The sequence below is a fragment of the Streptomyces vinaceus genome, assembly GCF_008704935.1.
In the GTDB taxonomy this organism is placed as follows: domain Bacteria; phylum Actinomycetota; class Actinomycetes; order Streptomycetales; family Streptomycetaceae; genus Streptomyces; species Streptomyces vinaceus.
The window spans coordinates 2,130,431-2,145,189 of the sequence record NZ_CP023692.1 but is presented as its reverse complement, the minus strand read 5'-3'; the positions used below and the strand labels follow the sequence as shown (position 1 = coordinate 2,145,189).

The following is a 14,759-nucleotide window of genomic DNA, read 5'->3' as shown; positions in this document are numbered from 1 at the left end:
CGCCCCGCCCGCCTGAACCATCCATATCTGACATGCAGGAGCACGTGGTGATCGAAGAAATCCTCCTCGAGGCCGAGGAGAAGATGGAGAAGGCCGTCGTCGTCGCCAAGGAAGACTTCGCGGCGATCCGCACCGGTCGTGCGCACCCGGCGATGTTCAACAAGATCGTGGCGGACTACTACGGCGCCATCACGCCCATCAACCAGCTCGCGTCCTTCTCGGTGCCCGAGCCGCGCATGGCGATCGTGACCCCGTTCGACAAGAGCGCCCTGCGCAACATCGAGCAGGCGATCCGGGACTCCGACCTGGGCGTCAACCCCAGCAACGACGGCAATATCATCCGGGTGACCTTCCCCGAGCTGACGCAGGACCGCCGCAAGGAGTACATCAAGGTCGCGCGCACCAAGGCCGAGGACTCCAAGGTCTCGATCCGCGCCGTCCGCCGCAAGGCGAAGGACTCCCTCGACAAGCTCGTCAAGGACAAGGAGTCCGGCGAGGACGAGGTGCGCCGCGCGGAGAAGGAGCTCGACGACACCACCGCGAAGTACGTCACGCAGGTCGACGAGCTGCTCAAGCACAAGGAAGCCGAGCTCCTCGAGGTCTGATGAACGACTCTCCCTGGGCCACGGAGCCGGTTCCGGCGGGTCCCGCATACGATGCGCTGGTGGGCCCGCACACTCGGCCCATGCCCATCGTGCCCGATGCCGCCGGCCGTGACTTCGACGACCGGGAAGCACGCGATCGGGGGGCCGCCACCGACGGCGGCCCCCCGTTCCGCGCCGAGACGCTGCCGCAGGAGCCCATGCCCAGCCCCCCGCCCCCGCCCTCGCAGGCACCGCAGGACGCCACGCCCCCGCCGAAGAAGCGGGCGGGGCGAGACCTGCGTGCCGCCATAGGGGTCGGTGTCGGCCTCGGTGCGGTGATCTTCGCTTCGCTGTTCATCGTCAAGGCGGTCTTCGTCGGCGTGATCGTCGTCGCGGTCGTCGTGGGCCTGTGGGAGCTGACCTCCCGGCTCCAGGAGAAGAAGGGCATCAAGGCGCCGCTCGTCCCGCTCGCGGTCGGCGGCGCCGCCATGGTCATCGCCGGATACGTCCGGGGGGCCGAGGGCGCCTGGGTGGCCATGGCCCTGACCGCGCTGGCGGTCCTGGTCTGGCGGATGACCGAACCGCCCGAGGACTACCTCAAGGACGTCACCGCGGGTGTCTTCGCGGCGTTCTACGTGCCCTTCCTGGCCACGTTCGTCGCGATGCTGCTCACCGCCGACGACGGTCCGGAGCGCGTGGTCACGTTCCTGCTGCTGACCGTGGTCAGCGACACCGGGGCGTACGCGGTGGGCTGGCGCTTCGGCAAGACCAAGCTGGCGCCGCGCATCAGCCCCGGCAAGACCCGCGAGGGGCTGTTCGGCGCGGTGGCCTTCGCGATGGCGGCCGGCGCGCTGTGCATGGAGTTCCTGATCGACGGGGGCGCCTGGTGGCAGGGTCTGCTACTCGGTCTCGCGGTCGCGGTCAGCGCCACGCTGGGTGACCTCGGCGAGTCGATGATCAAGCGGGACCTGGGCATCAAGGACATGGGCACGCTGCTCCCGGGCCACGGCGGCATCATGGACCGCCTCGACTCCCTGCTGCCGACCGCCCCGGTGGTGTGGCTGCTGCTCGCCGCCTTCGTCGGCACCGGCTGAGCCGCCCGGGTTATCCTGGAAAGCGCGCCACTGGCAAGTGGCGCGCTTTCTCCGCGTCTGCGGGGATGGACCCGTGAGCTCTCCGGGCACCGGTCGTGCCATCACGTTGACCCCGCGCGTGTCCGGAGATCGCCCGCCCAGGGTTCGTAAGACTTGAGGAGTACCACTCATGGCCCCGCGTCCCGTCCCGGGAGAGCTCACCTTCGTCGCCCCTCGCGGAGCGAAGAAGCCGCCCCGGCATCTCGCCGACCTCACCCCCGAGGAGCGTCGCGAGGCGGTCGCCGCGATCGGCGAGAAGCCGTTCCGGGCCAAGCAGCTCTCGCAGCACTACTTCGCCCGGTACGCGCACGACCCGGCCGAGTGGACCGACATCCCGGCGGGCTCGCGCGAGAAGCTCCAGCAGGAGCTGCTGCCCGAGCTGATGAACGTCGTCCGGCACATCTCGTGCGACGACGACACCACGCGCAAGACCCTGTGGAAGCTGCACGACGGCACGCTCGTCGAGTCCGTGCTGATGCGCTACCCCGACCGGGTCACCATGTGCATCTCCTCGCAGGCCGGCTGCGGCATGAACTGCCCGTTCTGCGCCACCGGCCAGGCCGGCCTGGACCGCAACCTGTCCACGGCCGAGATCGTCCACCAGATCGTCGACGGCATGCGCGCGCTGCGCGACGGCGAGGTCCCCGGCGGCCCCGCCCGGCTGTCCAACATCGTCTTCATGGGCATGGGCGAGCCGCTGGCCAACTACAAGCGGGTCGTCGGCGCCATCCGCCGCCTCACCGACCCCGAGCCCGACGGCCTCGGACTGTCGCAGCGCGGCATCACCGTCTCCACCGTCGGCCTGGTCCCGGCGATGCTGCGCTTCGCCGACGAGGGCTTCAAGTGCCGCCTCGCGGTCTCGCTGCACGCGCCGGACGACGAGCTGCGCGACACCCTCGTCCCCGTGAACACCCGCTGGAAGGTCCGCGAGGTCCTGGACGCGGCCTGGGAGTACGCCGAGAAGTCCGGCCGCCGGATCTCCATCGAGTACGCCCTGATCCGCGACATCAACGACCAGGCCTGGCGCGGTGACCTCCTCGGCCGCCTGCTCAAGGGCAAGCGCGTCCACGTCAACCTGATCCCGCTGAACCCGACGCCGGGCTCGAAGTGGACCGCCTCGCGCCCCGAGGACGAGAAGGCCTTCGTCGAGGCCATCGCCCGCCACGGCGTGCCGGTGACCGTCCGGGACACCCGCGGCCAGGAGATCGACGGCGCGTGCGGCCAGCTGGCCGCCTCGGAGCGCTAGCCCGCGGTTTCCGCGGGCCGAATCGGGCCCGCGGGCCCGATTCGGCCACGGGGTACCCTGTGGCCGAACCAATTGCATATTCCGACAGGGGAGCGCCACAGCGCTGAGAGTGCGGTAACCGTCATCCGCAGACCCTCTGAACCTCGCCCCGGTCATTCGGGGTAGGAAGTTCGGTCATCACTCAAGCTGTTGCGCCCTGCCCGGCGACCGCTCGCACGGAGCGCCGGGCAGGGCCGCGTCTTCTCCTGGTCATCCCAGGAGGAAATCACCAGTGAGCACCACCAAGAAGTTCGCGGGCGCCGCGCTCGCGGCCGCGCTCGGCGTCGCCACGCTCAGCGCCTGCGGCGGCGGGGGCAAGGACGAGTCCGCCTCCGGCGAGAGCGGCGCGCCGAAGTCCAAGACGGTCACGCTCGTCTCGCACGACTCCTTCAACGTGACCGACACGGTCCTCAAGGAGTTCGAGCAGCAGAGCGGCTACACGGTCAAGGTCCTGAAGTCCGGGGACGCGGGCGCCGCCCTCAACCAGGAGATCCTCACCAAGGGCTCGCCGCGCGGCGACGTCTTCTTCGGTGTGGACAACACGCTGCTCTCGCGCGCCCTCGACAACGGCATCTTCACCCCGTACGAGGTCAAGGGCCTGGCCGACGTGAAGCCCGAGTACGTGCTCGACAAGGAGCACCGGGTCACCCCGGTCGACTCCGGCGACATCTGCGTCAACTACGACAAGGCGTACTTCGCCGACAAGAAGATCGCCCCGCCGCAGACGCTGGACGACCTGGTCAAGCCGGAGTACAAGAACCTGCTGGTCACCGAGAACGCGGCGACCTCCTCGCCGGGCCTCGGCTTCCTGCTCGCCTCCGTCGGCAAGTACGGCGAGGAAGGCTGGAAGGACTACTGGAGCAAGCTCAAGGCCAACGGCGTCGAGGTCGTCGACGGCTGGGAGCAGGCCTACAACGAGCGTTTCTCCGGCTCCGCGGGCGGCAAGAAGGCCAAGGGCGACCGGCCGCTGGTCGTCTCGTACGCCTCCAGCCCGCCGGTCGAGGTCCTGTACGGGGAGCCGCAGCCGGCCGAGGCCCCCACGGGCGTGGCCACCGGCACCTGCTTCCGCCAGGTCGAGTTCGCGGGCCTGCTCAAGGGCGCGAAGAACGAGGAGGGCGGCAAGGCGCTCCTCGACTTCCTGGTGAGCAAGAAGTTCCAGGAGGACATGCCGCTGCAGATGTTCGTGAACCCGGTGGTCAAGGACGCGAAGCTGCCGGAGCTGTTCACGAAGCACGGCGTGGTCATCGAGAAGCCCGAGAACGTGGCTCCCGAGACGATCGCCAAGAACCGTGAGCAGTGGGTCAAGGCATGGTCCTCGCTCGTCGTGAAGTAGCACGCGAGAGCGCGCGCGGCACGGCCGTCCGGCTCCTGCTGATGGCCGTGCCGCTCGCCTTCTTCGGGCTGTTCTTCGCGTATCCCGTGGCCGCGATCGTGGGCCGCGGGATCAAGACCGACGAGGGATGGCAGTTCGGCCGGATCGGCGAGGTGCTGGCCCGGCCCGACATCGCCGACGTGCTCTGGTTCACCACCTGGCAGGCGCTCGCGTCGACGGCGCTCACGCTCCTGATCGCACTCCCCGGCGCGTACGTGTTCGCGCGCTTCGAGTTCCCCGGCAAGCAACTGCTGCGGGCGGTGGTCACCGTCCCGTTCGTGCTGCCGACGGTGGTCGTCGGCACGGCGTTCCTGGCGCTGGTCGGGCGGGGAGGGCTGCTGGACGAGGTGTGGGGCGTCCGGCTGGACACCACCGTGTGGGCGATCCTGCTCGCGCACGTCTTCTTCAACTACGCCGTCGTCGTACGGACGGTCGGCGGGCTGTGGGCGCAGCTGGACCCGCGCCAGGAGGAGGCCGCACGGGTCCTCGGCGCCGGACGGTTCGCCGCCTGGCGGCGGGTGACCCTGCCCGCGCTCGGGCCGGCGGTGGCCGCGGCCTCGCTGATGGTGTTCCTGTTCACGTTCACCTCCTTCGGCGTCGTGCAGATCCTCGGCGGGCCCTCGTACGCCACCTTGGAGGTGGAGGTCTACCGGCAGACCGCGCAGCTGCTGGACCTGCCGACGGCCGCCGTCCTCACGATGGTCCAGTTCGCGGCGGTCGGCCTGATCCTCGGTATCCACGCCTGGACCGTGCGCCGGCGCGAGACCGCCCTGCGGCTCGTCGATCCGGCGCGGACCGCGCACCGGGTCCGCGGGCCGGGGCAGCGCGCCCTGCTGGGCGGGGTGCTGCTGACGGTGGCGCTGCTGATCGTGGCCCCGCTGGCGGTGCTGGTGGAGCGCTCCCTCGATGCGCCGGGCGGGTACGGGTTCGGGTTCTACCGGGCGCTCCAGGACGTGGGCGCGGGTGGCGGAACGTTTCTGGTGCCGCCGCTGGAGGCCATTTGGAACTCCCTCCAGTACGCGCTCGCCGCCACGGCCATCGCCTTGGCTGTCGGGGGGCTCGCGGCGGCGGCGCTGACCCGGCGCGGGGGCCGGTTCGTGCGCGGGTTCGACGCGCTGCTGATGCTTCCGCTGGGGGTCTCGGCGGTGACCGTCGGTTTCGGGTTCCTGATCACCCTGGACGAGCCCCCGCTGGACCTGCGGACCTCGTGGATCCTGGTGCCGCTCGCGCAGGCGCTGGTCGGCGTGCCGTTCGTCGTACGGACCATGCTGCCGGTACTGCGCGCCGTGGACGGGCGGCTGCGCGAGGCCGCCGCCGTGCTGGGGGCGTCTCCGCTGCGGGCCTGGCGGGAGGTGGACCTGCCGCTGGTGCGGCGGGCGCTGCTCATCGCGGCCGGATTCGCCTTCGCCGTCTCGCTCGGGGAGTTCGGGGCGACCGTCTTCATCGCCCGGCCCGACCGGCCGACGCTGCCGGTGGCCGTGGCGCGGTTGCTGGGGCGGGCGGGTGAGATGAACTACGGGCAGGCGATGGCCCTGAGCACGATCTTGATGCTGGTGTGCGCGGCGGCCCTGCTGGTGCTGGAGCGCCTGCGGCCCGACAAGACCTCGGGAGAGTTCTGATGACGTTGCTCGAACTGGCGGGGGTGTCGGTCCGCTTCGGTGAACGTGCCGTCGTGGACGCGGTCGACCTGGAGGTCGCCGAGCACGAGGTCGTGTGTGTGCTGGGGCCCAGCGGAAGCGGCAAGTCCACGTTGCTGCGGGTGGTGGCCGGGCTCCAGCCCGTCTCGGCGGGGCGGGTCCTGCTGGGCGGGGCGGACCAGGCGCGGGTGCCCGTGCACCGGCGCGGGGTGGGCCTGATGTTCCAGGACCACCAGCTGTTCCCGCACCGGGACGTGGGCGGGAACGTCGCGTTCGGGCTGCGCATGCGGGGCTCGGCCGGGAGGCCAGGCCGCGGATCGTACGAGGAGCGGGTCGCCGAGTTGCTGGAGCTGGTCGGGCTCCCGGGGGCCCAGGGCCGCCCGGTGGCCTCGCTGTCGGGCGGTGAGCAGCAGCGGGTCGCCCTGGCGCGGGCGCTGGCGCCGTCGCCGCGGCTGCTGATGCTGGACGAGCCGCTGGGCCAGCTGGACCGGGGGCTTCGGGAGCGGCTGGTGGTGGAGTTGCGGGAGCTGTTCTCCCGGCTCGGGACCACCGTGCTGGCCGTCACGCACGATCAGGGGGAGGCCTTCGCGCTGGCCGACCGGGTGGTGGTGATGCGGGAGGGGCGGATCGCGCAGGCCGGGACCCCGCTGGAGGTGTGGCAGCGGCCGGCTTCGGAGTTCGTGGCGCGGTTCCTCGGCTTCGAGAACGTGATCCCGGCCGTGGTGGCCGGCGGGGCCGCGGTGACGGCGTGGGGGGAGGTGCGGGTGCCGGCCGGGTCGCCGCAGGGGGAGCAGAACCTGCTGATCCGGCCCGCCGGGGTGGTGCAGGCGGCGGCCGGCCTGCGGTGCGAGGTGCTCGCGCGGACGTTCCGCGGGACGCATGTCGCACTGCGGCTGCGGCCGGAGGCGGGGCCGGAGCTGGAGGCGGAGTGCGGGCTGGCCGGGGCGCCGACGGTGGGCGACCGGGTCGCGGTGGCCTTCTCGCCGGCCGAGGTGGTCGTGCTCCCGGCGGCGTAGCCGTGGCCGCCGGGAGCCCGGGCTCGTCCCCGCCGCCTCAGACGCCGGCGGGAGCCGGTTCCTGCGCCGGGGCCTGCGCGCCCTCGTGGTTGCCGTACCAGGCGACCGCCACCGCGCCCGCGACGGCCAGGACGAAGCCGAGGACCGCCAGCCAGGCCAGGCCCGGGCGGGAGGCGTCGCCCAGCCACAGGACGCCGATCGCGCCCGGCAGGACGGTTTCGCCGACGACCAGCGCGGCCGTCGCGCCGTTCACCGAGCCGATCTGGAGGGCGACCGTGTGCAGGTACATGCCGCCCACGCCGGCCAGCACGATGGCGTAGAGGGCCGGGTCGGCGAGGAGCGTGCCCAGGTCGAACGGGTCGATGCCGTCCAGGATCCGTACGCCCACGCCCAGCGCGCCGAAGGCGAGCCCCGACAGCAGGCCGGCCAGGATCGCCGCCCGGGAGCCGAGGAGGCGGACGGCCACCGTGCCGCCCGCGATGATCAGCAGGGTCACCGCGAACAGCCACCAGTGCGTGGACATGGGGGCGTGGTGGCCGCCCTCGTGGCCGGCGGCGGTCGCCAGCAGCACCAGCGCCGCGCAGACGACGCCGATCGAGGTCCATTCCTTACGGGTCAGCCGGATGCCCAGCATCTTGACGCTGAGCACGGCCGTGATCACCAGGTTGGCGCTGATCACCGTCTGGGAGAGGAACAGCGGCAGGAGCCGGGCGGCGAGCGCACCCAGCCCGAAGCCGACGAAGTCGAGGATGGTGCCGACGATGAACTCCCATGTCATCGCCGCCTTGGCGGTGGACGAGAGGTTCGGGCCACCGTGCGCGGTCACCCCCGCGGCGGCCGGGGTCGTCCGGGCCGCCCGGCGGGAGCCCACGGCTTGCAGGACGGATCCCGTGCCGTAGCAGATGGACGCCGCGATCGCGGTCAGCAGGCCTATGAGCACCGAGGGCTCCGTTCACGTCTGGCAGGTTTTGCGTTTTGATTACCTAGGGCAGACGTGTGATCGGGCCGGGAAGTTGCCTCGGACCGCCCTCCGGTTCGTCTAGTTCTTCACGTCCATCGCCGCGAGCACGGCGGGGACCTCGTCCACCGAGTCGACCAGAGCGATCCGCGACTCCATCGCCCGGCCGCGCGCCAGCGCCTGGAGCAGCGGCCACGCCGGCAGGTGCTCGGTCCAGTGCGTACGGTCGACGAGCACCATCGGGGTCGGTTCGCCCCGCGACCCGTAGTAGTTCGGCGTCGCGTTGTCGAATATCTCCTGGAGGGTGCCCGCAGCGCCCGGCAGGAAGACGACGCCCGCGTTCGACCGGGCGAGCAGCCCGTCCTCGCGGGTGGCGTTCGCGAAGTACTTGGCGATGTGGCCGGCGAAGGCGTTCGGCGGCTCGTGCCCGTAGAACCAGGTGGGGATGCCCACGGAGTCGCCGCCCCCGGGCCAGCGGTCGCGTACGGCGAAGGCCGCCCGCGCCCAGTCGGAGACCGAGGGGACGAACGAAGGGGCCTTGGCCAGGATCTCCAGGGCCTCCGCCAGGGCCTCGTCCGGGGCGGGCGCCAGGTAGGCGCCGAGGTTGGCCGCCTCCATCGCGCCCGGGCCGCCGCCGGTGGCCACCGTCAGTCCGGACCGGGCCAGTTCGCGGCCGAGTTCTGCCGCGCCCTGGTAGTCGAGGCCGCCTCGGGCCATCGCGTGGCCGCCCATGACGCCCACCACCCGGGCGCCGGCGAGGTGTTCGTCGAGGGCGTCGGAGACCGCGTCGTCGTGGATCGACCGCAGCATCGAGGAGAAGATGTCGCCGTCCGCCTTGGACTCCTGGAACCAGGCGTACGACTGGGCGTCCGGGGTGGTCTCGTAGCCGTCCGCCAGCCCCGCGAACAGCTCGTCGGCGCCGTACAGCAGACCGCGGTACGGGTCGAAGGGGAGGTCCGGGACGGGCGGGAAGACGAGGGCGCCGTCCGCGCGCACCTTCGCCGAGGCGTCGGGCTCCATCGCGCAGCCGAGGAAGACGGCCGCGGAGGTGTCGGCGGAGAGGAGGGCGAACGTGCGCTCCATCAGGTTGACCGACTGGACCCGGTAGCCGCTGAGCGAGCCGCGGGCCGCGACCCGGTCGAACTCGGCGAGCGTCTCGATCTCGGTGTCGATGTATCCGTTGACCATTCGGCCCACCCTAAGGGCTGCCCGGGTCAGCGGGTCAATGCCAGCGACGTCAGCTGCGCCACACCCCATACGACCGGCGCGCAGACGGCCACCAGCGCGGTGGCGCGCAAGGTCGCGGCCGTACGGAGGACTCCGCCCGGGGCGCCCATGTCGCGCAGTGCCGTCCGCGCGGCCGAGCGGTCCTGGCGCACCTCGACGGCGCGGGTGACCAGGGTCGCGGCCGCGCACAGGACGACCAGGGCGCAGGCCGGCCCGGTCAGCGGGCCCAGCGGGACGCCGAGGCCGCCGCGCTCGCGCAGGGCCGCGGCGGTGAGGGCCCCCGCGCCGACCGCGCACAGGACGCCGAGGGGGCGGCCCAGCCGGGGTGCCTCCTCCTGGAGGGTCCGCCCGGCCAGCAGCCGCATCGCGCCGGGGCGGGCCGCCTGGACCAGCGCTCCGCAGGCGTAGGCGAGCCCGGGACCCGCGAGGGAGAGACCGACGGCGGTGAGGGCCCAGCCGGCCGGCATCCCGGCGCCGCCGGGGCCCGCGTACGCCTCGACGGCCAGTCCGCAGGCGGTGAGGGAGATGCCCCAGGGCAGGGCGGTCTGCGGGGCCGGCGGCGCGTGCGGGCGCAGGGCGAGGGCGGTGGCGGCGCAGGCGCTCAGCGGGATCAGGGCCAGCAGGGTGAGGGCGGCCGCCACGGGCAGCGGCCGGTCGGCGTGGAGCAGTCCGGCCGCGGCTCCGTCGAAGGGCAGGCCGGTGAGCTCGCCGCGCAGGTGCAGGAAGGCGGCCAGGGCCAGGGCGCTGCCCAGGGTGCACGCGACGGCGGTGGAGACCACGGCGACGAGGAGCAGCCGTACGGGGCCCAGCCCGACGGCGTCCAGCCCTTCGCGGGGCCGGGTCGCGGGGTCGGTCCGGGCGACGGCGACCGCGAACTGCACGGTGACGGCGAGGGGAACCAGCGCCCACAGCAGGCGCGGGAACGATCCGGCAGGCCGGTCGGTGGCTTCCGCGAGCACGTACAGCAGGAGGAATCCCGTCGCGGCGCAGGCGGCGGAGACCAGCAGCCGGCGCAGCTGGACGAGCGGGCGGGAGCCGCGGGCTAGGCGGAGAGCGAGCACGCGGCCTGGCCTTCCGGGGTCTCGTCGGAAGGACCGTCGGCGCCGTTCGCACCGAGGGCGCCGTCGGCGGCCGCGGCCGCGGCCGCGGCGGGCCGCCCGTCGAGCAGTTCGACCCGGCGGTCGGCGACGGCCGCGCTCTCCTCGTCGTGGGTGGCCAGCAGCACGGTGATCCCGTGCGAGCGGGCCGCGGTGGTGAGCGTACGCAGGAGCAGGGCGCGCTCGGCGCGGTGCAGGGGGGCGGTGGGCTCGTCGGCGAAGACCACCGAGGGCTCCTTGACCAGGGCCCGGGCCAGCGCGACCCGCTGGGACTCGGCGCGGGTCAGCGCGCCGGGGCGCTTGCGGGCGAAGGCGCCGATGTCGAGCCGGTCCAGCCATTCGCAGGCGGCGGCCTTGGCGGTGCGGTGGGAGGCGCCGGATACCAGCAGCGGCAGGGCCGCGTTCTCCCACACCTTGAGCTCGGGCAGCAGCTGGGGATCGGGGCCGATCCAGCCGAAGCGGTCGCGGCGCAGCCGTTCGCGGGCGACGGGGCCCATGGTGTGGACGGGCACGCTGTTGAACCAGATCTCGCCCTGCTCGGGGACCAGATGTCCGGACAGGCAGCGCAGCAGGGTGGTCTTCCCGCTGCCGCGCGGGCCGGTCAGGGCCAGGACCTCGCCCTGGCGGACGCCCACCGAGACCCCGATCAGGCCCGGTGAACCTCCGTGGGAGTAGTGAACGGACCGTGCCCAGAGGACGTCATTGTCCGGTGGGGCGTTGTCCGGTGGAGCCACCATGGCGTACACCTCCGTCCGGGGGAACGAAGCGGAACCCGTTCGGTCACTGGCGCCGCACTGAGATGTAAAGAGATGAACGTCTTGGATGGTGACAGCACACGGCCCGGACCCCCGCGTTCTCACTCGAACGGGGGATCCGGGCCGTGTGGTCCGGACTATTCACTGCTCGTCAGGCACTGCTCTTTACAGCTTGGTCCATGCCTCGGTGAGCACCGAGCGCAGGATGCCTTCGATCTCGTCGAAGGTGCCCTGGTCCGCGATGAGCGGCGGGGCCAGCTGGATGACCGGGTCGCCGCGGTCGTCGGCCCGGCAGTACAGACCGTTCTCGAAGAGCGCCTTGGAGAGGAAGCCGTAGAGCACGCGCTCCGTCTCCTCGTCCGTGAAGGACTCCTTGGTGACCTTGTCCTTGACGAGCTCGATGCCGTAGAAGAAGCCGTTGCCGCGGACGTCGCCGACGATGGGCAGGTCGTGCAGCTTCTTCAGCGTCGAGAAGAAGGCGTCCTCGTGGTCCAGCACGTGCTGGTTGAGGCCTTCCTTGTCGAAGATGTCGAGGTTGGCGAGCGCCACCGCGGAGGACACCGGGTGCCCGCCGAAGGTGTAGCCGTGCAGGAAGGTGTTGTCGCCCTTGTAGAACGGCTCGGCGATGCGGTCCGAGACGATGCAGGCGCCGATCGGGGAGTAGCCCGAGGTCATGCCCTTGGCGCAGGTGATCATGTCGGGCACGTAGCCGAACTTGTCACAGGCGAACATCGTGCCGAGGCGGCCGAAGGCGCAGATCGTCTCGTCGGAGACGAGGAGCACGTCGTACTCGTCGCAGATCTCGCGGACCCGCTGGAAGTACCCGGGCGGCGGCGGGAAGCAGCCGCCGGCGTTCTGCACCGGCTCCAGGAAGACGGCGGCGACGGTGTCGGCGCCCTCGAACAGGATCTCCTGCTCGATCTGGTCGGCGCACCAGCGGCCGAAGGCCTCGGGGTCGTCGCCGTAGATCGGGGCGCGGTAGATGTTGGTGTTCGGCACCTTGTGCGCGCCGGGGACCAGCGGCTCGAAGGGCGCCTTCAGGGCCGGCAGACCGGTGATGGACAGGGCGCCCTGCGGGGTGCCGTGGTAGGCGACCGCACGCGAGATGACCTTGTACTTGGTGTGCTTGCCCTGCAGCTTGAAGTACTGCTTCGCCAGCTTCCAGGCGGTCTCGACGGCCTCGCCGCCACCGGTGGTGAAGAAGACCTTGTTCAGGTCGCCCGGGGCGTAGTCGGCGAGGCGCTCGGCGAGCTCGACGGCCTTGGGGTGCGCGTACGACCAGATGGGGAAGAACGCGAGTTCCTGCGCCTGCTTGTAGGCGACCTCGGCCAGTTCCTTGCGGCCGTGACCGGCGTTGACCACGAACAGTCCGGCGAGACCGTCCAGGTAGCGCTTGCCCTTGTCGTCGAAGATGTAGGTGCCCTCACCCCGCACGATGGTGGGGACGGGGGAGTTCTCGTACGACGACATGCGGGTGAAGTGCATCCACAGGTGGTCGTACGCGGTCTTGGAGAGGTCCTGGCTCACGGGCTATCGAGTTCCCCACATGTAGGTCTGCTTCTTGAGCTTCAGGTAAACGAAGCTCTCGGTTGATCGCACGCCGGGGAGCGCGCGGATCTTCTTGTTGATCGTCTCCAGCAGGTGGTCGTCGTCCTCGCAGACGATCTCCACCATCAGGTCGAACGAGCCCGCGGTCATCACCACGTACTCGCACTCGGCCATCTGGGTCAGTGCGTCGGCCACCGGGTCGAGGTCCCCCTCGACGTTGATGCCGACCATGGCCTGGCGCCGCAGGCCCACGGTGAGCGGGTCCGTGACGGCGACGATCTGCATGACGCCCTGGTCGAGCAGCTTCTGCACGCGCTGGCGCACAGCAGCCTCCGACAGGCCGACGGCCTTGCCGATCGCTGCGTAGGGACGGCGACCGTCCTCCTGCAGTTGCTCGATGATCGCCAGGGACACAGCATCGACCGAAGGGGACGGTTGTCTGTTCCTGGAATCTGCGCTTCGACTGACCACGACCTCACTGTGCACGAGGAGTCGTCTGTTCCGCAAGACGGAATCGATGAAATCCGTTGTTTGGCGTCGTGGATCTCACCGATTTCGTAGTTGGTGGCGTCTGGCCCTGCCGAAAGCGTCCGCCGAGGGGCTAGGATTGGGATTCGTCTCAATCGTTGGACATGTGATCAGGAGTGTGGCTGGAGTGACCACCGAACTGCGTCGTCTGCGCAACTACATCGGCGGAGAGTTCAAGGACGCCGCCGACGGACGGACCACCGAGGTGGTCAACCCCGCCACCGGCGAGGTGTACGCCACCGCCCCGCTCTCCGGCCAGGCCGATGTCGACGCCGCCATGGCCGCCGCGGCGGCCGCCTTTCCGGGCTGGCGCGACACCACCCCGTCGGAGCGCCAGAAGGCCCTGCTCAAGATCGCGGACGCCTTCGAGGCGCGCGCGGACGAGCTCGTGGCCGCCGAGTCGGAGAACACCGGCAAGCCGCTGGGCCTCACGGCCAGCGAGGAGCTGCCGCCGATGGTGGACCAGATCCGCTTCTTCGCGGGTGCGGCCCGTCTCCTGGAGGGCCGCTCGGCCGGCGAGTACATGGACGGGATGACCTCGATCATCCGCCGTGAGCCGGTCGGTGTGTGCGCCCAGGTCGCGCCGTGGAACTACCCGATGATGATGGCCGTGTGGAAGTTCGCCCCGGCCATCGCCGCGGGCAACACCGTGGTGCTCAAGCCCTCGGACACCACCCCGGCCTCCACCGTCCTGATGGCGGAGATCATCGACTCGGTCCTGCCCAAGGGCGTCTTCAACGTCGTGTGCGGCGACCGCGAGACCGGCAAGGCCATGGTCGAGCACTCCACCCCGGCGATGGCCTCCATCACCGGCTCGGTGCGCGCCGGCATGCAGGTCGCCGAGAGCGCCTCGAAGGACGTCAAGCGCGTCCACCTGGAGCTCGGCGGCAAGGCCCCGGTCGTCGTCTTCCAGGACGCCGACATCGCCAAGGCCGTCGAGGACATCGCGGTCGCCGGCTACTTCAACGCCGGCCAGGACTGCACCGCCGCGACCCGCGTGCTCGTCCACGAGTCCATCCACGACGAGTTCGTGAGCGCCCTCGCCAAGGCCGCCGCCGACACCAAGACCGGCGCCCCGGACGACGAGGACGTGCTCTACGGCCCGCTGAACAACCCGAACCAGCTCAAGCAGGTCGCGGGCTTCATCGAGCGCCTCCCGGCGCACGCCAAGGTCGAGGCCGGCGGCCACCAGGTCGGCGACAAGGGCTACTTCTACGCCCCGACCGTGGTCTCGGGCCTCAAGCAGGACGACGAGATCATCCAGAACGAGGTCTTCGGCCCCGTCATCACCGTCCAGTCCTTCACGGACGAGGCCCAGGCCCTGGAGTACGCGAACGGCGTCGAGTTCGCCCTCGCCTCCTCCGTGTGGACCAAGGACCACGGCCGCGCGATGCGGATGTCCAAGAACCTCGACTTCGGCTGCGTGTGGATCAACACCCACATCCCGCTCGTCGCCGAGATGCCCCACGGCGGGTTCAAGAAGTCCGGCTACGGCAAGGACCTCTCCGCCTACGGCTTCGAGGACTACACGCGCATCAAGCACGTGATGACCTCGCTCGACGGCTGATCGGTCGCCACGGAGATCACATCGATCACCGAAGGGGCTTGAGAGGGCGGGC

At 71.2% G+C, this 14,759-nt stretch carries 13 protein-coding genes; 7 read left to right on the top strand and 6 right to left on the bottom strand.

Features of this window, described 5'->3' with window-relative positions; all coding sequences use genetic code 11:
- The first annotated feature begins 47 nt into the window (after nucleotides 1-47).
- The 6 genes from frr (at nucleotide 48) to CP980_RS09220 (ending at nucleotide 7,027) form a co-directional block, all read left to right on the top strand.
- Complete coding sequence (gene frr / locus CP980_RS09245) at nucleotides 48-605, top strand: ribosome recycling factor (protein ID WP_132757084.1); 558 nt, start codon at nucleotides 48-50, stop codon at nucleotides 603-605.
- Complete coding sequence (locus CP980_RS09240; protein ID WP_132757086.1) at nucleotides 605-1,678, top strand: phosphatidate cytidylyltransferase; 1,074 nt, start codon at nucleotides 605-607, stop codon at nucleotides 1,676-1,678. Before frr ends, CP980_RS09240 begins: the two co-directional genes overlap by 1 nt.
- Nucleotides 1,679-1,847: 169 nt before the next feature.
- On the top strand, nucleotides 1,848-2,963 hold the full coding sequence (rlmN, locus tag CP980_RS09235) for a dual-specificity RNA methyltransferase RlmN (protein ID WP_099889251.1): 1,116 nt from the start codon (nucleotides 1,848-1,850) through the stop codon (nucleotides 2,961-2,963).
- Nucleotides 2,964-3,234: 271 nt separating this feature from the next.
- Nucleotides 3,235-4,335: a thiamine ABC transporter substrate-binding protein gene (locus tag CP980_RS09230; RefSeq protein WP_099889250.1), complete on the top strand. Its 1,101-nt coding sequence runs from the start codon at nucleotides 3,235-3,237 to the stop codon at nucleotides 4,333-4,335.
- The gene (locus CP980_RS09225) at nucleotides 4,311-5,993 is read left to right on the top strand and encodes an ABC transporter permease (RefSeq protein ID WP_373313006.1); all 1,683 of its coding nucleotides are present in this window, start codon (nucleotides 4,311-4,313) and stop codon (nucleotides 5,991-5,993) included. Before CP980_RS09230 ends, CP980_RS09225 begins: the two co-directional genes overlap by 25 nt.
- Nucleotides 5,993-7,027 carry an ABC transporter ATP-binding protein gene (locus tag CP980_RS09220; protein WP_150527954.1) on the top strand — a complete coding sequence of 345 codons (1,035 nt, stop codon included), beginning with the start codon at nucleotides 5,993-5,995 and terminating at the stop codon, nucleotides 7,025-7,027. The genes CP980_RS09225 and CP980_RS09220 overlap by 1 nt, the downstream gene beginning before the upstream one ends.
- A 37-nt stretch (nucleotides 7,028-7,064) precedes the next feature.
- Here the strand turns inward: CP980_RS09220 and CP980_RS09215 are convergent, their stop codons facing one another.
- The 6 genes from CP980_RS09215 to CP980_RS09190 all read right to left on the bottom strand — a co-directional run bounded on the left by CP980_RS09215 (nucleotide 7,065) and on the right by CP980_RS09190 (nucleotide 13,098).
- On the bottom strand, nucleotides 7,065-7,967 hold the full coding sequence (locus CP980_RS09215) for a DMT family protein (protein WP_099889247.1): 903 nt from the start codon (nucleotides 7,965-7,967) through the stop codon (nucleotides 7,065-7,067).
- Nucleotides 7,968-8,066: 99 nt separating this feature from the next.
- Entirely contained in the window at nucleotides 8,067-9,173 is a 1,107-nt protein-coding gene (locus CP980_RS09210; protein ID WP_150527953.1) for an LOG family protein, read from the bottom strand.
- A 26-nt stretch (nucleotides 9,174-9,199) separates the two neighbouring features.
- Complete coding sequence (locus CP980_RS09205; RefSeq protein ID WP_132757094.1) at nucleotides 9,200-10,273, bottom strand: hypothetical protein; 1,074 nt, start codon at nucleotides 10,271-10,273, stop codon at nucleotides 9,200-9,202.
- A complete protein-coding gene (locus CP980_RS09200) occupies nucleotides 10,255-11,046 on the bottom strand; it encodes an ABC transporter ATP-binding protein (RefSeq protein WP_150527952.1) in 792 nt (263 codons plus the stop codon). Before CP980_RS09200 ends, CP980_RS09205 begins: the two co-directional genes overlap by 19 nt.
- A 183-nt stretch (nucleotides 11,047-11,229) precedes the next feature.
- Nucleotides 11,230-12,591, bottom strand: a complete 1,362-nt coding sequence (locus CP980_RS09195) for an aspartate aminotransferase family protein (RefSeq protein ID WP_048475903.1) — start codon at nucleotides 12,589-12,591, stop codon at nucleotides 11,230-11,232.
- Nucleotides 12,592-12,594: 3 nt separating this feature from the next.
- Nucleotides 12,595-13,098, bottom strand: coding sequence for an Lrp/AsnC family transcriptional regulator (locus CP980_RS09190; protein ID WP_030298396.1), 504 nt, complete (start codon nucleotides 13,096-13,098; stop codon nucleotides 12,595-12,597).
- Between the two features lie 169 nt (nucleotides 13,099-13,267).
- Between CP980_RS09190 and CP980_RS09185 the strand changes: the two genes are divergently transcribed.
- The gene (locus tag CP980_RS09185) at nucleotides 13,268-14,707 is read left to right on the top strand and encodes a gamma-aminobutyraldehyde dehydrogenase (RefSeq protein ID WP_132757098.1); all 1,440 of its coding nucleotides are present in this window, start codon (nucleotides 13,268-13,270) and stop codon (nucleotides 14,705-14,707) included.
- Nucleotides 14,708-14,759 lie beyond the last annotated feature (52 nt).